The organism is Bacillus sp. FSL W8-0645 (genome assembly GCF_038007905.1).
Lineage (GTDB): Bacteria > Bacillota > Bacilli > Bacillales > Bacillaceae > Bacillus > Bacillus pumilus.
Genome location: NZ_JBBOYC010000001.1, coordinates 2054739 through 2075788 on the forward strand (window position 1 = coordinate 2054739; position 21050 = coordinate 2075788).

At 39.9% G+C, this 21050-nt stretch carries 26 protein-coding genes, 1 other RNA gene, 2 pseudogenes and 1 riboswitch; of the genes and pseudogenes, 4 read left to right on the forward strand and 25 right to left on the reverse strand.

The annotated features are described in order from the left end of the window. Positions 1-30: 30 nt before the first annotated feature. The 4 genes and pseudogenes from fbpC to NST39_RS10310 all read right to left on the reverse strand — a co-directional run. Positions 31-138: a Fur-regulated basic protein FbpC gene (gene fbpC / locus NST39_RS10295; RefSeq protein ID WP_306172627.1), complete on the reverse strand. Its 108-nt coding sequence runs from the start codon at positions 136-138 to the stop codon at positions 31-33. A 64-nt stretch (positions 139-202) separates the two neighbouring features. Further along, on the reverse strand, positions 203-712 hold the full coding sequence (locus NST39_RS10300) for an isoprenylcysteine carboxyl methyltransferase family protein (protein WP_341028245.1): 510 nt from the start codon (positions 710-712) through the stop codon (positions 203-205). Next, entirely contained in the window at positions 709-1809 is a 1101-nt protein-coding gene (locus tag NST39_RS10305) for a type III polyketide synthase (protein ID WP_341028247.1), read from the reverse strand. Before NST39_RS10305 ends, NST39_RS10300 begins: the two co-directional genes overlap by 4 nt. Before the next feature lie 313 nt (positions 1810-2122). Then, positions 2123-2404: pseudogene (locus NST39_RS10310) on the reverse strand (IS5/IS1182 family transposase); the annotation flags it as partial. A 358-nt stretch (positions 2405-2762) separates the two neighbouring features. Here NST39_RS10310 and NST39_RS10315 point away from each other — a divergent pair. Beyond that, positions 2763-3617, forward strand: coding sequence for a polysaccharide deacetylase family protein (locus tag NST39_RS10315; protein WP_341028249.1), 855 nt, complete (start codon positions 2763-2765; stop codon positions 3615-3617). A gap of 50 nt (positions 3618-3667) precedes the next feature. Here the strand turns inward: NST39_RS10315 and pbuX are convergent, their stop codons facing one another. The 5 genes from pbuX to NST39_RS10340 all read right to left on the reverse strand — a co-directional run bounded on the left by pbuX (position 3668) and on the right by NST39_RS10340 (position 9765). Further along, a complete protein-coding gene (gene pbuX / locus NST39_RS10320; RefSeq protein ID WP_341028252.1) occupies positions 3668-4987 on the reverse strand; it encodes a xanthine permease PbuX in 1320 nt (439 codons plus the stop codon). Beyond that, the gene (xpt, locus tag NST39_RS10325; RefSeq protein ID WP_341028255.1) at positions 4984-5568 is read right to left on the reverse strand and encodes a xanthine phosphoribosyltransferase; all 585 of its coding nucleotides are present in this window, start codon (positions 5566-5568) and stop codon (positions 4984-4986) included. The genes pbuX and xpt overlap by 4 nt, the downstream gene beginning before the upstream one ends. A gap of 117 nt (positions 5569-5685) precedes the next feature. Then, a riboswitch (purine riboswitch) is annotated at positions 5686-5785 on the reverse strand. 136 nt (positions 5786-5921) lie between these two features. Further along, positions 5922-7427, reverse strand: a complete 1506-nt coding sequence (locus NST39_RS10330; protein ID WP_341028258.1) for a carboxypeptidase M32 — start codon at positions 7425-7427, stop codon at positions 5922-5924. Between the two features lie 128 nt (positions 7428-7555). After that, complete coding sequence (locus NST39_RS10335; RefSeq protein WP_341028261.1) at positions 7556-9493, reverse strand: ATP-dependent DNA helicase; 1938 nt, start codon at positions 9491-9493, stop codon at positions 7556-7558. Between the two features lie 74 nt (positions 9494-9567). Continuing rightward, complete coding sequence (locus tag NST39_RS10340; protein WP_003215966.1) at positions 9568-9765, reverse strand: hypothetical protein; 198 nt, start codon at positions 9763-9765, stop codon at positions 9568-9570. Between the two features lie 187 nt (positions 9766-9952). On the opposite strand from NST39_RS10340, the gene NST39_RS10345 reads away from it, so the two are divergent. Continuing rightward, a protein-coding gene (locus NST39_RS10345) for an IS3 family transposase (RefSeq protein WP_341026768.1) occupies positions 9953-11103 on the forward strand; the annotation gives its coding sequence in 2 pieces (ribosomal slippage) (positions 9953-10226 and positions 10226-11103; 1152 coding nt in all). 57 nt (positions 11104-11160) lie between these two features. On the opposite strand, the gene NST39_RS10350 is transcribed toward NST39_RS10345, so the two are convergent. The 10 genes and pseudogenes from NST39_RS10350 to NST39_RS10395 all read right to left on the reverse strand — a co-directional run bounded on the left by NST39_RS10350 (position 11161) and on the right by NST39_RS10395 (position 17805). Next, positions 11161-12315 carry a THUMP domain-containing class I SAM-dependent RNA methyltransferase gene (locus NST39_RS10350; RefSeq protein WP_065098229.1) on the reverse strand — a complete coding sequence of 385 codons (1155 nt, stop codon included), beginning with the start codon at positions 12313-12315 and terminating at the stop codon, positions 11161-11163. Between the two features lie 110 nt (positions 12316-12425). Continuing rightward, an RNA gene (gene rnpB, locus NST39_RS10355) (RNase P RNA component class B) lies at positions 12426-12809 on the reverse strand. A 61-nt stretch (positions 12810-12870) separates the two neighbouring features. Then, complete coding sequence (gene gpsB / locus NST39_RS10360; RefSeq protein WP_044141143.1) at positions 12871-13176, reverse strand: cell division regulator GpsB; 306 nt, start codon at positions 13174-13176, stop codon at positions 12871-12873. Positions 13177-13251: 75 nt separating this feature from the next. Next, on the reverse strand, positions 13252-13794 hold the full coding sequence (locus tag NST39_RS10365) for a DUF1273 domain-containing protein (RefSeq protein WP_221450818.1): 543 nt from the start codon (positions 13792-13794) through the stop codon (positions 13252-13254). 49 nt (positions 13795-13843) lie between these two features. Further along, entirely contained in the window at positions 13844-14080 is a 237-nt protein-coding gene (cotD, locus tag NST39_RS10370) for a spore coat protein CotD (protein WP_080984739.1), read from the reverse strand. 315 nt (positions 14081-14395) lie between these two features. Further along, positions 14396-15643: a ribonuclease H-like domain-containing protein gene (locus NST39_RS10375; protein WP_341028268.1), complete on the reverse strand. Its 1248-nt coding sequence runs from the start codon at positions 15641-15643 to the stop codon at positions 14396-14398. Positions 15644-15665: 22 nt separating this feature from the next. After that, positions 15666-16124 (reverse strand): annotated as a pseudogene (locus NST39_RS10380) (Zn-binding domain-containing protein); the annotation flags it as partial. A gap of 55 nt (positions 16125-16179) precedes the next feature. Continuing rightward, positions 16180-16404 carry a hypothetical protein gene (locus NST39_RS10385; protein ID WP_144482126.1) on the reverse strand — a complete coding sequence of 75 codons (225 nt, stop codon included), beginning with the start codon at positions 16402-16404 and terminating at the stop codon, positions 16180-16182. Between the two features lie 97 nt (positions 16405-16501). Continuing rightward, complete coding sequence (locus tag NST39_RS10390) at positions 16502-16705, reverse strand: hypothetical protein (protein WP_144482127.1); 204 nt, start codon at positions 16703-16705, stop codon at positions 16502-16504. A gap of 20 nt (positions 16706-16725) precedes the next feature. Further along, on the reverse strand, positions 16726-17805 hold the full coding sequence (locus NST39_RS10395; RefSeq protein WP_186314473.1) for a tetratricopeptide repeat protein: 1080 nt from the start codon (positions 17803-17805) through the stop codon (positions 16726-16728). A gap of 251 nt (positions 17806-18056) precedes the next feature. Between NST39_RS10395 and NST39_RS10400 the strand changes: the two genes are divergently transcribed. Then, a complete protein-coding gene (locus tag NST39_RS10400) occupies positions 18057-18248 on the forward strand; it encodes a helix-turn-helix domain-containing protein (RefSeq protein ID WP_144482129.1) in 192 nt (63 codons plus the stop codon). A 32-nt stretch (positions 18249-18280) separates the two neighbouring features. Here NST39_RS10400 and NST39_RS10405 read toward each other — a convergent pair whose 3' ends face one another. Then, positions 18281-18460 (reverse strand): hypothetical protein, encoded by a 180-nt coding sequence (locus tag NST39_RS10405; RefSeq protein ID WP_144482130.1) that lies wholly within the window; start codon positions 18458-18460, stop codon positions 18281-18283. A gap of 111 nt (positions 18461-18571) precedes the next feature. On the opposite strand from NST39_RS10405, the gene NST39_RS10410 reads away from it, so the two are divergent. Next, positions 18572-19084 (forward strand): hypothetical protein, encoded by a 513-nt coding sequence (locus NST39_RS10410; RefSeq protein WP_144482131.1) that lies wholly within the window; start codon positions 18572-18574, stop codon positions 19082-19084. Between the two features lie 44 nt (positions 19085-19128). Here NST39_RS10410 and NST39_RS10415 read toward each other — a convergent pair whose 3' ends face one another. The 5 genes from NST39_RS10415 to NST39_RS10435 all read right to left on the reverse strand — a co-directional run bounded on the left by NST39_RS10415 (position 19129) and on the right by NST39_RS10435 (position 21037). Next, the gene (locus NST39_RS10415; protein WP_144482132.1) at positions 19129-19965 is read right to left on the reverse strand and encodes an N-acetylmuramoyl-L-alanine amidase; all 837 of its coding nucleotides are present in this window, start codon (positions 19963-19965) and stop codon (positions 19129-19131) included. A 54-nt stretch (positions 19966-20019) separates the two neighbouring features. Further along, positions 20020-20283 (reverse strand): phage holin, encoded by a 264-nt coding sequence (locus NST39_RS10420; protein WP_144482133.1) that lies wholly within the window; start codon positions 20281-20283, stop codon positions 20020-20022. A gap of 19 nt (positions 20284-20302) precedes the next feature. Beyond that, positions 20303-20515: a BhlA/UviB family holin-like peptide gene (locus NST39_RS10425; protein ID WP_034325266.1), complete on the reverse strand. Its 213-nt coding sequence runs from the start codon at positions 20513-20515 to the stop codon at positions 20303-20305. A gap of 61 nt (positions 20516-20576) precedes the next feature. After that, positions 20577-20756: an XkdX family protein gene (locus NST39_RS10430; protein ID WP_065098242.1), complete on the reverse strand. Its 180-nt coding sequence runs from the start codon at positions 20754-20756 to the stop codon at positions 20577-20579. Beyond that, complete coding sequence (locus tag NST39_RS10435; RefSeq protein WP_341028281.1) at positions 20753-21037, reverse strand: hypothetical protein; 285 nt, start codon at positions 21035-21037, stop codon at positions 20753-20755. Before NST39_RS10435 ends, NST39_RS10430 begins: the two co-directional genes overlap by 4 nt. Positions 21038-21050 lie beyond the last annotated feature (13 nt).

A 21050-nucleotide genomic window follows, 5' to 3' on the forward strand; every position in this document is an offset into this window, starting at 1 on the left:
TGCTGCCCGATCAGTCGCAATTGACTGGAATCAGGAAGCAGATTTTTTGGACACACCTTTTAATACGAAGCCAATTAATAGGCTGTATACACACACCGTACCGAGTAAGAATATCATTGTCATGTGATCACCGTCCATCCTTCATGATTGAGAATGCTTATCATTAATGAAAGTGTAGCACAATTGATAATGATTTTCAATATTAATTTAGCAAATACTGATTTAATGCTTTCTCCTCTGCTTGAATTCGTACAGCCATCATCCATGCATTTAAACATGTAAACAAAATGGCAGTCACATACGCTTCAAACAATAGCGGGATCAGCAAAAGCTCAATCGCCACGACGACATAGTTAGGGTGTTTCAACCAGCGATACGGCCCTTTTTTTACAATTATCGCGTTTGGTACGACTAAAATTTTCGTATTCCAGTACGTCCCAAGAGAGCATAATGCCCAGTATCGAATGACCTGTGTAGCCATGAGAAAAAGGAGCAGCACAAGAAAATACCCGGACGGCCCCTTATGTAAAAGCCCTATCTCAACTATAAGTGAGAGAAAAAAAGCTGTATGCATAGCGACCATATAGGGATAATGACTAGCACCAAATTCAATGGCACCTAGTGCTTTTACTTTCTTTTCATTTCTTTTGGCCACAAGCATTTCAATGAGCCTCTGACAAACGAAGAAACCGATGACAAGCCAAATGATCACGACAAGACCTCCTCCCACTTCATAAGCAGCAGCTCTGAGGAAAAGCCCGGACCAAGCGCACCGCAAAGGCCCATCTCCCCCGCTTCAGCTAATTGATGTTTTAGGAAATGCTTGATGACATACAAAACTGTGGCAGAGGACATATTTCCGTGTTGTTTGAGTACTTCTTTTGAAGAAAACAGCTGATCCTCTCGTAAAGATAGACTCTCAACATAGGCATCAATCACTTTTTTTCCTCCAGGATGGGCTAGAAAAACGGACAAGTCTTTAGTTGAATATCCATGCTCTTCTAAAAATTGATCCACCTGCTCTTTTAACCAGCCGGAAATCATAGACGGAATGTCGCGGGAAAAAATAACCCGAAAGCCGTCACTTGTAAAGTCCCAGCCCATCACATCCTCAGAATCTTTCATCGTGACGGATTGCGTGCTTAATACTTTAGGGACCGTTTTTAAATGGGCATATTCAAGAGCAGCTTTTTCTCCAGTTAAAAGAACCGCTGCCGTCCCGTCTCCAAACAAGGAGGTGCCAATTAAATTGCTTTTTGATTGATCTTGCGGCTGAAAAGTTAAACTGCACAGCTCACAGGCAACCACAAGTACCTTTGCTTCTGGAAATGCCCTTATGTATTCATAAGCCCGAGACAGCCCTGCCGCACCGCCCCCACACCCTAAGCCCCAGATCGGTACTCGTTTCGTATAAGGAGAAAAAGGAAGGACGTTCATGAGCTTTGCATCAAGGCTTGGGGTTGATAAGCCGGTACTTGAAATAAAAAACAATGCATCAATCTCTTCAACCGGGACTGTTTTTTTTAGAAACGCCTTCTCTTGAAGACAATGTATGATCGCTTCCTTTGCATGAGTCAATGCCTTTTCCAAATAGATATTGTTTTTCTCTTCAAAAGAGTGGTGCGTCTGATACCATTCAATGGGCTGAACAAATTGCCTGCTCTCAATTTCTCCATTTTGAAAAGCTCTCAGCAGGCGGTCAATATCTTTAAACGATCGTTTAAATTGAGACCTTGCAAATTCGGCAGCGGTTTTCTGATCCACGTGATGCTTCGGGTGACTCGTTCCAACTGAAAGAATATACGCCATCGGCTTCACCTCTTTTTTCGGTTAATATCCCCTATCGAAAAAAGGATATACATGCCAAATCGTCACAATTCAGTCAAAACATTTTCCTCCGTCTAACTTTTTGTCTTGACGACAATTGATAAATATTGGATAATATAGGTGAAAACATGATGTAGTTTTCCTCCTTCACAGGTTCGTTCCAAGCCAAGCGAACCTGCTTTTTTTATCAAAAAAACACCTCTAAAAGAGAAGTGCAGACCGTAGACAAACCCCACCTTTACTTCAAGTAAAAGTGGGGTTTTCACATAATTATAAAGGGTTACGCTGGACATTCAGCATCTACCGTGTCTACATTTAGTTTTCCGATTTTCTCTATCACCTGTTTTACGAGTGAATCTAACATACGAGTATCATGAACATTGCCACCTGTGACCAGTGATCCAAAAATAAATCCTTTTGAATCACAAGCTGTATGAAAGGAATAAGCAAATGACTTTTCACGTTCACCTTTTACATAGTAGCCAATCTCTGATGCAGTTGTACTGACTTTGATCTCTTTTGTTTCTTCTTTATTTTGTAGGGGTAAGAGCTTTTCTCCATGTTTTTCGCGATTGATCGCCTTTATCTCCAATATCCACATGAGCATCCTTTTTTTCAATAAAATCGTCATTATACAACACTTTCATACGGAATCTCCCTTCGCATTAATGGTTAAATCTGATGCTATCTTAGCGTATACATATCAACGTTTCGATCATTATTCAGAATGATTTCATTTAAACATGAATGGATCACCTTTTTTTCTGATCAATACAAATCAATAACCATAAAATTCTAATTTTTTTGATTATTATATATAAAAAGGTGTTTTTTTCCTGTATACTTAATCAATATGAACACCATGAAAAACAGTGAAAAAAGATAGAATCTACTACATGATTCGGCACAAAATTTAATTGACTGGAGTGATTGTAATGAAAAAGGTGTCCAAAAAACAGACACCCTACAACACGATACTTCTCTCGAAGATAATTGGTTTAGTGCTTCTTACACTGTCTCTCTTTTTTATCTGGGATATGTCTAAACCCCATTTGCAGGCGACAAATGGGCAAGCAAAAATTGTTGCCAACAGTGACTTCCGAGACACAAGCATCAGTCTGAAAGCAAAAGATCATTCTACAAGAACATTGGATACACATGTTAAGACCAATCCAAACCAACAGACAACGAATAAAACGGTCTTTTTAACATTTGATGATGGTCCTACTGCTACATCAAATCAGCTGTTAAATGTATTAAAAGCACATCACGTGAAGGCGACATTTTTCATGCTTGGACCGCAAATCCAAGCACACCAAACAGCTGTGAAAAGACTTTATCAAGAAGGACATCAATTAGGGCTTCATGGCATGACGCATGATATAAACCGCTTTTATCAGAACAGTGAGTCTCCCGCAAATGAAATGAGAGAAGCTCAGCGCATTCTTGCTTCGGTTACAGGCGTTTACACCCGTCTTGTGAGAACACCCTATGGCAGTGTTCCAAATTTAACATATCATCAAAAAGTACGTTTAAACCAAAATGGCTTTATTTACTGGGATTGGACGATTGATAGCCTTGACTGGAGATATAAAAACTCACAATATGTTCCAGAGGTATTGAATCAACTGCAAATGTTTGAGAAAACTAAACCATGGGAACCAAAAGTTATTTTAATGCATGATCAACCCTCTACCACAAACTATTTAGATAGCCTGATTACACAGCTAAAAGCAAGGGGCTATACATTTGCAGTCATTAACGAAACAATGCAGCCGGTACAACATTAATAGCGCTAATCACAACAAGCCCGTATCCAAAAGATGCGGGCTTTCAGTGTTTACACAACAGATTTCTTAGGCTCTTCCATCAGGTCCTGCCCGGTTTCTTTTTTAAAAGGAATCATGTGATAAATAATATGAAGCAAAATAGCGGTAAAGCTACCGGCCACGATGCCATTACTTGTTAATAATTTGATTGATTCTGGCAGATGCTCAAACATTTGCGGCACGACGGTGACACCTAAGCCAATCCCCACTGAGCAAGCAACAATCAGTAGGTTTTCCTGTTTGGCAAAATCCACACGCGAGAGCATTTTAATACCGTAGGCAATGACCATCCCAAACATGGCAACCATTGCGCCGCCAAGAACTGACTTTGGAATAATCGTCGTAAATGCAGCAATTTTAGGAAAAAGTCCAAATAACATGAGCAATGCGCCTGTCACAACGATGACTTGATTTTTCTTGACCCCTGTCAACTGGATCAACCCAACGTTTTGCGAGTAGGCTGTGTAAGGAAAAGCATTAAAGATACCACCTAATAACACAGCAATCCCTTCTGCGCGATAGCCTTTCGCTAAGTCCTTCTCTTTTAATAAGCGGTTTGTTAAATCACCTAATGCGAAATAAACACCTGTTGATTCGACTAATGACACAATGGCAACTAACGTCATCGTCATAATGGGTGCAAATTCAAAGGTAGGCATGCCAAAATAAAATGGTTCAATCATGCGGAAAACTTGAGCGTTCGCCACCTCAGCTGTTTCCACTTTCCCCATAAATGCAGCAACGGCTGTCCCAAGGAGAATACCGATTAAAATGGCGATCGCCTTCATAAAGCCTTTTGTGAATCGATAGAGAAGCACAATGATAAACAGCACAAGGAAGGCGAGGCCTAGATTTTCAAAAGAACCATAATCAGCACTTCCTTCTCCCCCTGCCATATTGTTCATCGCTACTGGAATAAGGGTAATGCCAATAATGGTGACGACAGACCCTGTCACGACAGGCGGGAAAAATTTCACAAGCTTCCCAAAGAAAAAGGAAAGCAGAATGATGATACACCCCGAAGCGATAATACTTCCATAGATAGACGAAATCCCGTATTTAGAGCCAATCGCAATCATAGGAGAAACCGCAGTAAATGTACAGCCTAATACAACAGGCAAACCGATACCAAAGAAACGGTTTTTCCAAACTTGAAGGAGCGTTGCAGCCCCGCACATGAAAATATCTGCCGAGATTAAGTAAGTCAGTTGTGCAGGTGTGAGGCCGAGTGCATCTCCCACAATGAGCGGCACAAGAACGGCCCCTGCATACATCGCCAGCACATGCTGAATCCCTAGCGAGAGCGTTTTGGCTTTTTTAGCTGCACTCATGATTGTATCTCTCGTACAAACGTGACTTTTCCTTCCTCAAGTGATTCAATCCGTGCAAGGGATTCGACGCGGTAGCCCATTTGAACAAGTGCATCTCTTCCCGGCTGGAATGACTTTTCAATGACAATGCCAAATCCGGCTACTTTTGCCTTCGCCTGCTTTGCGATTGCGGCAAGTCCTTTAGCGGCTTCACCGTTCGCCAAAAAGTCATCAATGATTAATACACAATCTTTTTCACCGAGATGCGTATTTGAGACAGCGATCGTGCTTTCTACTTTTTTTGTAAAAGAGTACACACTCGCTGTTAATAGGTTTTCTGTTAGTGTTAGTGATTGACGTTTTCGAGCAAAAACAACGGGTACTTGAAGAGCTAGTCCAGCCATCACAGCAGGTGCAATGCCCGAAGATTCGATTGTGATAATTTTTGTAATGCCATCATGCTTGAATAATCTAGCAAACTCTTGCCCGATCTCATGCATTAACACAGGATCAATTTGATGATTTAAAAAGGCATCTACCTTTAACACTTGATTTGACAGAACGATTCCTTCGTTCTCAATTTTTTGACGTAACAATTCCATCATTCTTCCTCCCAGCATATTGGCAAACATTTTCATTTTTCGCATAAAAAAAGCATTGCTGTCCATGAGGAGCAAGCAATGCGAAAACGATCCACGGATCTTCAGCTCAAACAAGAGCTGTTTCATTTGCTCACTCATAGTCGGACGGTATCGGTGTCCGGTAGAAACTTGCGTGCCATCATCACGCGATTATATGAGTGTTATAGTGTTCAAATTATAACAAGATTTCAGACGCTTGGAAAGCACTTTTCTAGAAAAATACCGAACTTAAATAATAGATCAGATCAAAACGTTCGTTTTTAGAATATTCAAGCATCAAAAAAGCACCCTTCTGAGCAAAGGGTGCCTTTTATTTAAGATAAATACAGTTTCGTATATTTATCCGTTAAATAATCGATTAAATATTGTACATTTAATTCCTCACCTGTCGCATCTTGAATGATTTCAGAAGGCTTTTTGCGTTTTCCATGCTGGTGAACATGTGTTGTGAGCCATTCTTTTATCGGTGCAAAAGACCCATTTTGAATTAGCTCATCAAAATTCGGTAAATCTTTGATCATTTGGTGCTTTAGTTGCGCCGCATACATATAACCAAGGGCATATGAAGGGAAATATCCAAAGCTTCCATCAGACCAGTGAACATCCTGCAAGATGCCGAGTGCATCATTAGGAGGCGTAATGCCAAGATATGCTTTATATTTTTCATTCCACAGTGCAGGCAGGTCTTCGACCGCCACCTCTTCATTAAATATCGCTTTTTCAATTTCATAGCGGATGATAATGTGAAGCGGGTATGTGAGTTCATCTGCTTCAATTCGAATGTAAGTCGGCTTCGATTCATTCACTGCATGCACAAAGTCTTCTAAAGAGACATCTTTAAACTGCTCAGGAGACGCTTCTTGAAGCTTTTGATAATACGTTTTCCAGAAGTCTTCATGTCTGCCAATAAAATTCTCAAAGAAAAGAGACTGTGATTCATGGATCCCCATTGATGTGCCATCACATAATAACGTTCCGCTCAGCGCCTCATCAATGTTTTGCTCATAGATGGCATGACCACACTCATGAATCGTGCCAAAGATCGCCATCCGAAAATCATGCTCATCATAACGGGTCGTCACACGAACGTCCCCTCTGCTCAATGTCACAGCAAACGGATGAACTGTTGTATCCAGACGTCCTGCGTCAAAGTCATACCCTAATTCTTTTAAGAAGAAAAGACTCAGTTCCTTTTGTTTGTCGATCGGAAAGCTTTTCGATAAAAATGAAGTATCCGGTTTATGAGGAGAGGCTTCGATTTTTTTCACGAGAGGAACAATGGCATTACGAAGTGCACCAAACTTTTGATCGAGCTGTTCAACCGTCATATCTGGTTCATAGTTATTGAGCAGCACGTCATATGGCGTTTGTTTCACGCCCCAATATTGAATAAAACGCTTGTTAAAATCAATGAGCTGTTTTAAGTATGGTGCAAAGAGTGAAAAGTCTGATTTCTCCCTTGCTTCTACCCAGACATGCTCTGCTTTTGATTGTAAAATGGAGTATTCTTTAAATTCTTCTTTCGGAATTTTGCTGTTTTCATCATACTCTTTTTGTGATAATTCGAGCGCCTTTTGTGTATCTTTTGACAGCTCATCTCGGTGTTTATTTAATGCGTGAAGAAGATCTCTCATTTCATCAGAAGTCTTCATATTAAAAATATCACTTGATAATTGACCGATCGTTTCAGCTCTGAAATCGGCGCTTTTTTTAGGCGCCTGTGTTCTAGAGTCCCAATAAAGTAAATGGAGCGCCTCCGTATAGTGGGCGATTTTTCCTAGTAATTGATAAAACGCTTTCTCTTTTGTTTCAAGACTCATATGTTTGTTCCCCCAATCGATAAAATATGTATGTACGTTTCAAGGCTACTTCAAGAAATGTTCTTTTGTCAATGAAAAAGGGAGGATACACAGATGGTATCCTCCTCTTTTTCTCGTTCGGGTGTTATTTAAGATGTGATAATTGGCTTTACTGGCAGAACGGATTCAATTTTACTTTGAAGCTCTGTATCTTCCTTGCGGTCAAAGTAAATATGAATGGTTCCTGCATCTTGGCTTGTCCGAATCAGTCTTCCAACACCTTGTCGTAATCGCAGCAGCATATACGGAAGGTCGACTTCAGCACGAGCATCCTTTGCTTCATTCCGTTTCGCCTCAAATACCGGATCATGAGGCGGGTAAGGAAGTCCCCAGATGATCACATTTGTTAATGATTGTCCTGGAATATCCAGCCCTTCCCAAAGGTGAACAGAGCATAACACAGATGTCTCATCTGCTTGGAACTTTTGAACAATCGTGCTGATTTCCTCGTCTCCCTCAAAGTACACATGGAAAGGCAGTGATTCATTCGATGCCTCAAGCTGCTTTCTAAAGAAATGAAGTTCATCAAATGAAGGGAACAAAATGAGAGTCCGTCCTCCACTATCTTTCAGCTGAGTGATCACTTGCTGTCCTTTTGTTTCTTGCTCTTGAAGCTGCTGAATCCCGTGGAAATAAATCTTCATTTGTTCATCGTAATCATACGGCGAAGCGACACTCATTGATAAGTAATCTTTAATCCCAAGACTTTCAGCTAAATAATCAAAGGATTGATTTTCAGACAATGTAGCAGAAGAGAAAATGTATGGTCTTTTTTGCGAGAATACCTTTTCACCAAGCACCTCTGCGACAGTCTTTGGCATCACAACAAATGTCGTATCTAATTCCTGCTTTTCAAGCCAGCTAATCGCATTTTTTTGATAAAGCGACAGAGAATACGCCATTTGTTCAATGTACTCTTCCACAACAGACAATTCGTATTGATCGATTGTATACATCTCTGATTCAAATACGAGTGCTTCTCCTATTTTTTCAAGTAAATCACACAATTCACTTGCAGAACGCTTCACCTCATCCACACGTCCAATTTCAAGTCGATGCGAGCCCTTGATTTCTTTGGCATGTGTTTTTAAGAGATAAAAGAACTCATCGTTTGTGGCAAGTGCATCTTCAACGAGCTCGGCAAACTCTTCGCGTATATCGTTTTGAAGCAGGCGCTCTAAAAAGGTTTCGAGCATTGATTGCTTCACTCGGTATGTCAGTGCTTTTTGTGCGGCAAATTCAAGAAGGTGGCCTTCATCAAATACAACGGAGCTATGTTCTGGAAGCAGCGGAAGCTGACCCTCGCGTTTGCGGGATTCCTTCGTCCACACATGCTCCATATAAAAATCATGAGAACAGATGATGAGGTCTGCTGCTTTCCGGTAATGATCTCTTGATAAATTCAGACCACAGCGATGACGCATATCGCACGTCAAGCAGTCCTGAAACGAGTCATAGCCAATGCGTGACCATTCATCATTGGATAGCTCTGGGTACTCTTTTCGATCACCGTACGGATAAAAGTTCTGCATCCCATGTGATTCATGAACAAACGAAGGAAGCGATTCATAAATATCGAGCCACTTCTCATCATCTTCACGCTGCATGGTTTTCTCTAATTTCTTTAAGCATAAATATTGATCATGCGATTTACTTAATCTCGCATCTATTTGAATATCAAGGTGATTGGCAATTTTATAGATATCACCCTCTTGTTTCACTAGCTGTTCAATTAACGTTTCGTCTGCACATGCAATAATCGCAGGTTTCCCTGTATACCTTGCATATGTGACCGCAAATAATAGGTAAACGATGGTTTTGCCTGTGCCTACCCCAGCTTCGGCAAACATCACACTTTTTTCTTTAAAGGCTCTTTCTAGTTGAAAAGCCATGAATATTTGTTCATCTCGAAGATCAAAGCCCTTTTCTGGCAAAATGTCATAGAACACATCACCAATCCAGTTGCCCAGTTCTTCGTAAAAATTATGTTCTTTTGATAATGAAAAAGGCAAACGAGATGCTGTCACCTGCTTCAACCCCCAACTTTTGAATCATTCAGACATTCTATAGTAACATTTATGCTGGGGAATGACAATCTTTTTTACGACCGCAAACGATGTTGATAGGTTTCTTTCATTAAAAATGCATGCTCAGAACGCTCTATGTAAGCCTGAGCAAGCGCTAAATCTTCGATGGCTGCTGTCAGCTGAGCAGATTGTCCACCTTCTTGCCCTTCAATTTCTTGAGCAGTCGAAGCGAGTGCTTTTTGGATTAACTGAAATTGATCATATTGTATCATGGAGACACCTCTTTTTTTAAAATCAAGTTCAGTTTATTCCGTCCCGTGAAGGTTTATACCTTTCTGGGATAAAAAAAGCCACACCTTCTGTAGGAACTGACCCCGTAAGATGAGACAAATAAAAAACACCTTCAAGTTTGAAAATGGATCGTTGTGATCCGAAATAAAACATGGAGGTGTTTTTTCTATGGGGACAAGAGTGAGTTATCCGGTTGAAGTCAAACAGAAGGCTGTAGAAATGAGATTGGCAGGCGTACCTATGAAAGAGATCATGCAGAAATTGAATATCAAGAATAAGACGCAGGTTCAGACATGGGTGAGGTGGCATAAAGCTGGGGATACACACCGGTTCGAACAGCCTGTTGGAAAACAATATACCTATGGAAAGGGTCCCGAGTACTCTTCCGAATTAGAGAGACTGCAGGCAGAAAATCGCTATTTGAGTCAACAGAATGAAGTTTTAAAAAAGTACAACGAATTGGAAAGGAAGTTGATAAGGAAACGTCAATCAAACTGGTAGAAGAATTTCACAAAACGATGACGGTACTGGACATCTGTGTCCATTTAGGCGTCTCACGCGCTTCGTATTATAGATGGAAAAAGAATCTGACTCAGAATCATTCTAAAAGACAACTAGAGAAACAGATCGGCACGTTGTGCCGAAAGCACAAATATCGATATGGTTATCGAAAAATCACAGCCATACTAAAAAGGAGAATGCATATTAACCATAAAACTGTTCAACGTATCATGCAGAAAAACCAGTGGCAATGCCGGGTTAAAATGAAAAAGCGTAAGAAGAATGGGCAGCCCTATGCCGTGGCCGGTAATATACTGGATCGGAACTTTCAGTCTGATCGCCCTCTTGAAAAACTAGTAACGGACATCACGTATTTGCCTTATGGACAGAAACAATTGTACCTTTCCAGTATATTGGATTTATATAATGGAGAAGTGATTGCTTTTACGATTGGTGATAAGCAGGACACAGACTTTATCTTAAACACACTTAATCAGCTCCCAGCACTGCCTGAGAATTGCGTGTTACATAGCGATCAAGGTTCTGTGTATACATCTTACGAGTATCAGAAAGCTGTTCATATAAAAGGCATTACCATGAGCATGTCCCGTAAAGGGACGCCCGCTGATAATGCCTCCATCGAATCGTTTCATTCCTCACTAAAGTCTGAAACGTTCTATCTTAACAGGATTGACCGCACTACGACCAACATCGTAGAACGCACTGTCAAAGAATACATTTATTATTATAACAACATTCGTATTCAAACGAAACTAAACAACCAATCACCGATAAACTATCGGCAATTGGCTGTATAAAGGTGTTTTGATCCCTGTCTCAAAAACGGGGGTCAGTCCCTGTAGGTGTGACATTTTTTATAATTCAGTTGTCTGTTTTCTAGGCGGGCGTTTTCCCCAATATTGGTAATAGTCTGTTTTAATAAAACCATTAAACAATTTTCTCTTTTTCGTTGCTTTTCTACCAAAGCACTCTTCGAACTTTTCATGTGACGTTAAGATGTAAATGGACCATGTGTCTAGGCTTTTAAATGCTTCGCCCATTCCTTGATACATTTTTTCAACAGCTGGTTTATCACTGAGTCGTTCTCCATAAGGCGGATTTCCGACAATCACACCGTAATCTTCTTTTGTTTGAAAGTCTTTCACTTGCATTTGTTTAAACTCAATCAATTCACTTAGTCCCGCTTCTTCTGCATTCATTTTTGCAATGTCTATCATCCGGTGGTCGATATCACTTGCAATAATGTGGAGCGGCTGATCATAGTTTGCTTTTTCTTCCACTTCGTGACGCGCTTTGTTCCATACATCTTCACCAATCCACTCCCATGACTCGGACGCAAATTCCCGGTTAAATCCTGGGGCAATGTTTTGTCCAATCATGGCCGCTTCAATAGCGATTGTTCCTGATCCGCAGAAAGGATCAACAAACGGACGGTCAGGTGTCCAGTTCGTTAATAGCACGAGTGCAGCCGCAAGGGTTTCTTTAATAGGTGCTCCGCCTTGATCCATGCGGTACCCTCGTTTATGAAGACCTACACCAGATGTATCAAGTGTGAGCACAGCTTTATCTTTTAAAAGAGCAACCTCAATTTTATACTCAGGTCCTGTTTCTTCAAGCCATTCAGACTGTATGTTGTAAGTGGATATGAGCTTTTGCGCGATCGCCTTTTTGACGATACGCTGGCAATCCGGCACACTGGCAAGCTGTGATTTCACAGATTTACCGATGACTGGGAACGTGCTGTTTTTCGGTAAAAAAGCGGCCCAGTCAATCGCCTTTGTGCGTTCAAACAGCTCATCGAATGTTTTTGCCGAAAATTCAGCAACTTGTACCTTTATGCGGTCTGCTGTACGCAGCCAAAGGTTCGCACGGCAAATCGCAAGAGCGTCTCCTTCGAAAATCACTTTTCCGTTGTCTACTGTGCAGTCATAGCCAAGGTCTCTTACTTCTTTTGCAACAATCGCTTCAATTCCCATTGGAGCCGTTGCGATAAGTGTATAGGTTTTCATTGATTTATCACCTGTTTTCTCGTCCTTTTATGTATTCCAAGATAAAAGCTCTCCATATGTTGAAATAGGAGAGCTTTGTTTTCATCATGTTTATCATAACGGATATAACGTTCTGTAAGCCATGTTTTGTTCCATTGTACTGCAAACGGCAAATGCCTCGTACTCAGGTGGTAATCATCTATCTACAGAATTCTCTGTCCTTCTCTCCGTTTGGTTCCTTTGAGAAAGTTCCCCTACCAAGTTTGGGTTTCTCGCTCGAGGGGTTTACCGCGTTCCACTCTCACCATTTCTAGTGAGACTTCGTCACTGTGGCACTTTCAAGGATACTTTGCCATATCCTAAAAGGACGTAGGCATTTTTCCTGCCGTCAGCCTTTCCCAGGCTGCCCTGGCTTATTTTTTCGCCAGGCACGAACACTACGGGCATCTCAGCACCGTGCGAGCATGGACTTTCCTCTGCAATGTCTAAAAGCATTGCAGCGATTACCCGAACGTTAATCAACAAGCGTTATTATAAACGACAATGACATCAGGCACAAGCTTTTTTCAGTAAGGCTCAATCATAAAGTTTGCTGCCGAAAACGTGTTTCTCAAGGTTAGATAGTCTTTTTAAAATATCAGAGTTTGTTGTATTAGACTGTGCAGGCTGTCTTTTCCCTTGCTCAACGGCTTCTTCAAGCTGTTTAGACAAGTGGAGGTTTTCTTGTTGAAGCTTTTCGATTTCTTGGTTGAAGGTCTCATAGTCTTTAATGACCATATCTAGAAATTTATCGACTTCTTCTTGTTTGTATCCTCTGACACCTGTTTTAAATTCTTTTTCTAAAATTTCTTTTGCAGAAAGCTTTACTTTATCAGCAAGCATCTTTTTCACCTCATATCGTGAATTCATAGTATATTTTTTCAGAAATACGTGACGTTGTCAAATTTTCTCTTGCTTTTAGTCAAAAAACGGATCTTCCGCCTCAACTTGCGCTCTCAAATCATCCATTGTGATGTACATAATGGGGTAATCGGTATAGTTTTCCGCTTCTTTGATCATGTACTTTGGTGAGCCATCATGCTCCGGATCATAAAGGACGAGGAGTCCATCTGTTTTTTCAATAAAAAAACGGTTCTTTTGTTTAAATTGTGCCGGACTTTCATACGGTCTATGCGTGACACTTTCTACAAAATCGGCCTGTGCAAGAATTCCTTCATATAACTCTTTGTTTTGTTCATTCCAGCGCTCTTCCTGTTCATAAAATGGCGTAATGACAGCAAGTTTTAACGCTGGATACTCCTCTTGAAGCTCAAATACCACTTCAGCTGTCCAGATTTCTGCCCCAAGCTGGCCTGATATGAGAACCCATTCCAGGCCTTCTTCAATCAGGGCTGTCAGCCTTTTTTGAAGCTCCGCTTTTATGTATTGAAGTGCAGGCTCGTCTTGTTTGAATATCCCAAGCTCAAATGGCTTGTACCCTGTGACAGCAATAATTTTCATTTTTTCACCTGCTTTAAAAAAAAGGGACTTATAAAAGTCCCATTCCACTTTATCTGTTACAGCAAGGTCCACCGCAGTTAAAGTGTTGATGTGTTGCTGGGTCCACCTGAGAAAACGTATGCGGGAAGTAGTGAACATGTTTGAAATTTTGATGGTGAACATTTGTCACATGTTGCGGATGGATATGCGGCACAATTGTTGTTGAATCACTGTGTGTACAGCAATGATTCGTCGGATGAACAATTGGCTGTGTAACATTTGGTTGGCAATGATGATGATGGTACATGTAGCATTCCCCTCTCCTTAATTTTCTTACATTAACAATGTATGAATTAAGAGGTGTACATGTACTAATGCATTAACCTATTTTAAAAGTTTGCAAGGAAAACATCCTTATAGTTTGAAAACACAAATGCGACCAAAATGACAACAAGAAAAAACAAGTAGAAAAGACCCTTATACATGCTCTACGCTCCTCATTCAATATCTAACGTTATTTTACAGGATTCATGACTTTTCTACAATAAAAGTGCTAAACAATTTTTATTTTCGGCCGAGAGCCGAACGTTGTCATGTTTTGCGCTTTCCCGGGCAATAATGTTTATTGCCCAGCTTTTCTCAAAAGTCGTTTTTTTCGCTTTTCAAGTTCTTCTATGTCTCGCTGACTTAACGATGAGAATGATAATAAAGATTCAGTGATGGATAGAGCAGAGCTTGCATCTTTTTCTCGATGTTCTTTATACTTCGCAAGCTCTATACCCGCTTTTAATGCTAAATGGAGATCGCTTGATTCAAATAATCCCCCCCATATTTGAACCGCTTCATCCCACTCGTTTTGTCGTTTATATTGCAAGGAAAGATCATAAGACGCCTGATTCGCATGCTCAAAATCAGCATCCGTTAATTCTTGCAAATGCTTCGTTGCTTCCTGTACATCACGATGAGCAAGATGCCACCTAGCGAGCGCATACTTCTCATTGTATTCCTTTACCGCATCCTCAGATAGTATTTTTTTGGATAGATGGATGTAGAGGCTGATTAACGATAAGACATCTAGTTCATTATGAGTCAAGATTCCTTCAATCAGCTTTGGGTTTTGTTCCTTTAAAAAATGAAAATAAATCATCGGTGCCAAAAACCCCGGCGTGTCGTTTTCACGCTGCACGTGCAGCTCTTCTTTTTCCACAACGGATAGCGCCATTCGTTCATATTTATGCTTCCACAATCGTCTTGATCCGTGCAATAGATCAAAATGGCCGAATTCAGGAAGTGCAGGGATTTGATCTCGTAAAAGTGTATGTCTCGTTTTCACTTGCGGCCAATCGAACGATTTACCATTATATGTAACTAACGATTCTACATTTACTTCAGCCAGAAAGCTTTTGTAAAGAGCCGCTTCATTTCCTGGATTGGTGAGCAGGTGTTGTTTCACCACCACTTTGCCTGAAAAGACACGTGCGTGTCCAAGCAAGAAAATCATATTTCCTGTACCGCCAGATAATCCTGTTGTTTCAGTATCAAAGAAAAACAGCTCGTGCGGCTCGTACCCTTTAGCCGATAGCGAATGCTGGATGCCGCTTTCGTTCCATGCCTCGATGATCTTCGGCAGTTCCGCAAACGAATAGCGTCCATGCTGATCATCTAATGAATAGGTGACTTCCCGAACCAGACAAAAGGAATCCTCAAAATGATAAGGAGACACACCTAATGCTTCCCATTCTTTTAAAAATGGGATATTTTCTGAAGTTACAGGCTGAGGTTGTCCTTCCGATGTTTTCTGCCGGTTTTCATGTGTCTGATTGTGTGATAGATGCTTTTTCATTCTGTTTAATTTCCCTTTTAAAGACATGAGCAGGTGTCCCCTCCTTTCCTTAAAATACGGACATCAATTCAACGATGCTGCTTTTTCCGTTGACTTCTTTCATTTCCATGCCAATGCAGGATGGACAGCCATTTTCACAGCGGCACCGCTCAATGAGCTGAATGGCTGCGCCTGCTATTTCATCGAAACGAGCTTGTACTTCCTTACTTAAGCCAATGCCGCCAGGATAATGGTCATATAAAAAGACCGTCGGTTTTCCGGTATGTGCCGCTTTAATTTGTGAAACCACATGAATATCAGAACGGTCACACATCACAAAAGCAGGTACAATGTGCTGAAGAACATTTGCGATGCCTAGCAGCAGCTGTTCAAGTGTCTTCTCTTCAAATCTCCGCTCTGCCTCGTGTAATTCAAACCAAGCCGCACTCGTATGAATTTCTTCTTCCGGTAAGTGAATCGGTCCAGACCCGATATTTTCACCGGTACTTAGTCGGATTTTAATGTACATATATACAAAACAAAGAGAATATAAGAACATCAATGACAAAATAAAAGAACCCTCCTCATTCGGCAGGTTCTTTTTTGGTTAGCTCTAAGTACAATTCAGCTTTTTTGTACTCTTCCGGGTGCTCTTTTTTGTAAAGCCCTAGAAGGTGTTCTATTAATTCCCTGTGTCCTTTGAAGTGAGAAGTTGCCACAATTGCATCAGCAATATTTTTTGTTTTCTCTTGAAGCCTGGTATGATAGGGTATCATCTTATCAAACTCTTTCGGTCTACCTTTCCCCAAAATAAATCACCTCTATTATTAGATTATATTACTCTTTTGTGTTTAAGTAAATACAATAATAAGTTAAAAAAAATCGCCCTTTTAAGAAGGGCTGATTTCATGAACCTGTCATGCCTCTTGAAGCAACGTTGATTTTTAAATCTTGTAGCTTTACGCTGCTTCCCGTCATGCCTCTTGAAGCTAAATCTTGTTTTACTTCTTCTGTTTTTACGTTGCTTCCCGTCATACCTCTACTTTGAGTAGAAAAACCAACGGAAAACAAGACTGCTCCTGCTAAAATAAAACACGCCAATTTTTTCAAACAAAACACGTCCTCTTCTTTTATTTTAGAATGTGTTTTTTGGCATTAATCAGAACATCATAGAAATAAATACTTGTTTTAAAATCCTTACGCTGCTTATAAAATTCAGCTATGTCTAAGGCAATTGCCTCAACATCTACATACGCCTGATTCTGTTCAAGCCTTTTCACACATTCTCTTACTTTTCCATTATCACCTAAAACATACAAAGAATGCAACGTGTTAAATTTTAATAGAAAGATTCCGTTTTCTCTTTCCGAAGCCAATGTGAACCCCAGTTGCAACCATTTTAAAGCTGCTTTTGAATCACCCAATTTAAAGTAACTCCTAACAGCTTCATAGACACCGTGAAGATATGCAAACGGTGCATTTTCTCTCAGCTCTTTGCTTTGTAGGGACTTCTCAATAAACTTAACAGCTTCTTTTAATTCATCTTTTTTGATGTGCAGGTACCCTAGATTAAAAACAGAAATACTAAATAGAATATCATCACCAAGAGATCGAGACATCTCCGAACAATTTAGAAGCGTTTCTTGAGCCAGGTCATACCTAAATTGATCTATGTAATTGAGCCCTAAAGCAATATTGCAAGTGATTTGTCGTCGGCTATAGTCATCGTATTTGTTATATATCTCAACGGCTTTCTCTAGGTGATTCTCTGATAAAAATGTTGATTGCATATGATAATAAGTTGTACCCATTCTATAGTGAAATTCCGCAATCTCTATCTCATCTTGAATGAAGCCTAGTTTCTTTTCAGCAATTTTAAAAAGTTCGATTGCTCTAAAATTATTTGATTTAAAGGCTTCATGAACACCGTTAAATAAATAATAGTAGAAAGACAGCATCCCATTTACTTCCGAATCACCTGCAGCACGCATAAAACTGTCGCTGTTATTTTCTGTAGACTCAAGAAGAATTCTATACCTTGATTCTATTAACTGACAGTACAAAATAACCTGCTCATCAGGATCTGCACAGGGCATCAGTTGGTCGACTTCGCTTTTTAAGCCTATTGCTTTTTTTATCTCCCCTCTCATTATGGATTGATACCAGTTATTCAAATGGAACACTAATTCTCCTGTTTCAATTTTTGACAAGTAAAATCTCCCCTTCTTTGGAATACAACTGTATAAGACAAATTGTATTATTTTAAACAACCTTAAGACATAGGTACAAAGTCCTTTTTTCGCAAAATTCGTCAAATTCTCCCATGCGTAATTAAATACTTCCTGATTATTGTAAATCATTTTTGTATATAAGTAAATACATAATTAGAAGATTGCACTTGAAATATTTATACAAGTTGTGTTTATAATCGAACATACATTCTTTTATAGGAGGGTACGGTGTGACCGATCTTGAAAGGAAACTTTACCGAATCATCTACAACATGAGCAGATTCAGAAAGAATCCCTCGATGGATGACCTTAAAAGGAAAACGGGTAAAGATGAACCAACGATTCGTAAGGCGGTTAAAAACCTTATCACAAGAAAAGATTTAGAATGGAATAAAGAGAAGAAAGAATGGAGGTTTAAATAAAAAAACCCTTCCAGTGGAGGGGTCATGTTTATTTAACTATTTTCTTTTGAATATTTGTTAATCAGCGTTTCGCTAATTCTGCTTACGATATAGATCGCGACTGCTAAAATCAACATCAATGGAAACATACTTAAGCGATCATCTGCAACATAAACAATTATCCCCACAACTACAGCCACTGCGATTGCCGTTAAAAAATGCTTCACCGCCATCTCACCCCTTTGTTTAAATCATATACATTTTATTACATATAAGCTGGCATTAAAAGACTTTTTTATCTATAATGATATATGAATTACATTTTTTCCAGAAAGAGGGTTATTATGAAAATCTTCAAATCTTTGGTTCTTGTCGGTTTGTCTTTGGTTTTAATGATTTCTGTAAGCGCTCCTGTATCTGCTCAACAAAACGAAGAGATCTCTAAAAAACGAGTAAACTATCAACCTTTTCAATTCTCTACAAATGAAAACATTTTAAATTCGGAAATAACCACTTTAGCAAAATGGGACGGTCAATTTACTTCAACTTACACTATACCAGCTTATGTAGTTGCATCAGCTGCATCCTCCGGTATGTACCATATTACGAGATATTTAACCGCAACTTTTCAACTTGGTCCAGCTGCAGCAGTTGCATTTACTGGAATGGTAACCGGTTATGTAGCATCAAAAGGTGATATAAAATTAAAGTCAGTACAAAAATACAGATGGATTAAGAGATACACCAAAGCAGAGTATCAAGCAACAACAAAAATATATGTTAAAGGTAAGTACAAAACGACTAAAACAAAAAAGTGGATTTCAGAAGTAGACACTAACATTGACAGTGTTAATTAAATCCTAAACAAAAAAAGCCCCTCCATTTTGGAAGGGCTTTTCATTTATTTCTGCTTTGATTTTAACTTTGTTGATACTTTTAATATCTCAACATATTTAGATGCAGCTGTGATATAAAGACCTGATTTCAGTTTATACATTTTTGACCCGTTGACCGTAACGGTCTTATCAATCGTAAATGCTTCACCCGGCTTTACTTTTTTGTGTTTTGCTGACCAATTCGGCTTATCATAGACCCATAGCCACCCATCAGCATTCGGCTTCACTACGGCCATTTTAACGCCTTTTGACGTCGTTTCCTTTTTAGGCTTTGTTTTAGTTGAAGAAGATACCTTTTTTAAACCGACGGCCGCCGCAATTCCTTCTGCATGTCCCTCGGCCAATAGGTTCAGGAACGAATCTTGTTTCAGCAACGCAGCATCTTTTTCCCGATCAATAAAAAGGTTCTCTGTCAAAATTGCTGGCATTTTTGTTTCTCTTAACACGGCCAGATTTTCCGACTTTTTCCCGCGGTCTACTGCTTTTTCTTTGATCTTTTTATAAATGGAATCATGTACGATCTTTTGCTGCTTGCCAGTGCTGGATGCTGCTGATAGTTTATCAAAACGAAACGTCTCAAAACCCGTTCCTCCGCCAGCGTTGATGTGGATAGATGCAAAATAATCAGCGCCCCAATTATTTGCTAGTCTTGCTCTTTGGGACAGATCAATATAAACATCAGTTGATCGTGTGAGCTTAACTGATGCCCCATAGAGCTTTTCGAGAATCACTTTAGTTTTCTTGGCAATGGTAAGTACAAGGTCTTTTTCTTTCAACCCGTTTGCTACTGCGCCTGGATCGTGCCCGCCGTGTCCCGGATCAATCATAATTTTCTTTGTCATATTAATTCTCTCCAATCATTTTTTGGATAGAAAAAGGCCGCCTAGGGCAGCCCTTTACTTCGTTAATCCTTTTTGTTTTAGTACTTCCTTTTGTTGCTTACCTTTATCGGTCACATAGTTGTTTTTGAACCATGTGATAAGCGTCATAACCGTTGTAAAGAGTGTTGAGACAGCTACATATAAAACATCTGCTAAATTGTTTACTGATTCTTCATCCAATGGTAAAGGTGTCTTTCCGAACATCACTAAAAACTGATTAATCAAAGCCACTAAAAGAAGCACCGTGCGGATCACAGTGCCTTTGTCAAAGTTTTTCATATAAATTCCTCTTTTCGTCTTATTTTTGGTTTCTTTCGATACGATCTAGTTTTTCAATGACAACGTCATATTTCTCACTGAATTTTTCTAGCACATGGTTTTGAGCATCTATTTGCTCAATAAGTTTGTTTTCACGCTCTTTTGTTGTGTTGAGCACATAAAACAGCACCCAACAAAACAACACCGCAAACGGTCCTTGTGTCATTAAATACTGCGCCAAATCCATTTCCATTTCACTCACCTACTCCCTCATTTTGTCCACCTCCTTTCGAAGGCAAAATAAAAAGCACCTGTTAAGATGCTGTTGTTCCTAAATCCGCAGAAGCAGCTGGCTTATCAAACGAAACGCCTGTGATCTGCTCAAATTCTTCTTTTGTGATTACCTTTAAAGAGACATACTCTCTCATTATTTCAAGAGTGTAAACGCCCCAATCCCAAAATACTTTGATGTCGGCTGCCGTTGGATAAATCATGATGACCCACCCCTCTGAATCTGCGATACCTGCAATGTGAGTAATGCCATTTGTTTTTTAAGTGTGGGTATATCATTGGGCAAAGGGGGGTTAGGCTGCAAGCTCTCTATATACTCTTCGGATGCTGATTCAAACCACTCTCTCTTGTCCGCATCATATTCAGGAAGGTATAAACCCTTTTTCGGCCGTACATCCGTAGCATTTTTCGGCATCTCTTCATAATCACTTATGACATCTTCACCTTGATATTTAAAATTCTCGTCAAAGTAATAAATGTGCATGATGCTTCCCTCC

What these genes read in the sequence shown, in the direction of transcription:
- pbuX (WP_341028252.1), bottom strand. Translation starts at nt 4,987, where the DNA reads ATGAGTGCAGCTAAAAAAGCCAAAACGCTCTCGCTAGGGATTCAGCAT.
- NST39_RS10415 (WP_144482132.1), bottom strand. Translation starts at nt 19,965, where the DNA reads ATGACAAAGAAAATTATGATTGATCCGGGACACGGCGGGCACGATCCA.
- NST39_RS10340 (WP_003215966.1), bottom strand. Translation starts at nt 9,765, where the DNA reads ATGATACAATATGATCAATTTCAGTTAATCCAAAAAGCACTCGCTTCG.
- NST39_RS10305 (WP_341028247.1), bottom strand. Translation starts at nt 1,809, where the DNA reads ATGGCGTATATTCTTTCAGTTGGAACGAGTCACCCGAAGCATCACGTG.
- gpsB (WP_044141143.1), bottom strand. Translation starts at nt 13,176, where the DNA reads ATGCTTGCTGATAAAGTAAAGCTTTCTGCAAAAGAAATTTTAGAAAAA.
- xpt (WP_341028255.1), bottom strand. Translation starts at nt 5,568, where the DNA reads ATGGAATTGTTACGTCAAAAAATTGAGAACGAAGGAATCGTTCTGTCA.
- NST39_RS10410 (WP_144482131.1), top strand. Translation starts at nt 18,572, where the DNA reads ATGAAAATCTTCAAATCTTTGGTTCTTGTCGGTTTGTCTTTGGTTTTA.
- cotD (WP_080984739.1), bottom strand. Translation starts at nt 14,080, where the DNA reads ATGTACCATCATCATCATTGCCAACCAAATGTTACACAGCCAATTGTT.
- NST39_RS10430 (WP_065098242.1), bottom strand. Translation starts at nt 20,756, where the DNA reads ATGATTTATCCAACGGCAGCCGACATCAAAGTATTTTGGGATTGGGGC.
- NST39_RS10365 (WP_221450818.1), bottom strand. Translation starts at nt 13,794, where the DNA reads ATGAAAATTATTGCTGTCACAGGGTACAAGCCATTTGAGCTTGGGATA.
- fbpC (WP_306172627.1), bottom strand. Translation starts at nt 138, where the DNA reads ATGGACGGTGATCACATGACAATGATATTCTTACTCGGTACGGTGTGT.
- NST39_RS10315 (WP_341028249.1), top strand. Translation starts at nt 2,763, where the DNA reads ATGAAAAAGGTGTCCAAAAAACAGACACCCTACAACACGATACTTCTC.
- NST39_RS10435 (WP_341028281.1), bottom strand. Translation starts at nt 21,037, where the DNA reads ATGCACATTTATTACTTTGACGAGAATTTTAAATATCAAGGTGAAGAT.
- NST39_RS10330 (WP_341028258.1), bottom strand. Translation starts at nt 7,427, where the DNA reads ATGAGTCTTGAAACAAAAGAGAAAGCGTTTTATCAATTACTAGGAAAA.
- NST39_RS10350 (WP_065098229.1), bottom strand. Translation starts at nt 12,315, where the DNA reads ATGAAAACCTATACACTTATCGCAACGGCTCCAATGGGAATTGAAGCG.
- NST39_RS10420 (WP_144482133.1), bottom strand. Translation starts at nt 20,283, where the DNA reads ATGAAAAACTTTGACAAAGGCACTGTGATCCGCACGGTGCTTCTTTTA.
- NST39_RS10375 (WP_341028268.1), bottom strand. Translation starts at nt 15,643, where the DNA reads ATGTCTTTAAAAGGGAAATTAAACAGAATGAAAAAGCATCTATCACAC.
- NST39_RS10405 (WP_144482130.1), bottom strand. Translation starts at nt 18,460, where the DNA reads ATGGCGGTGAAGCATTTTTTAACGGCAATCGCAGTGGCTGTAGTTGTG.
- NST39_RS10425 (WP_034325266.1), bottom strand. Translation starts at nt 20,515, where the DNA reads ATGGAAATGGATTTGGCGCAGTATTTAATGACACAAGGACCGTTTGCG.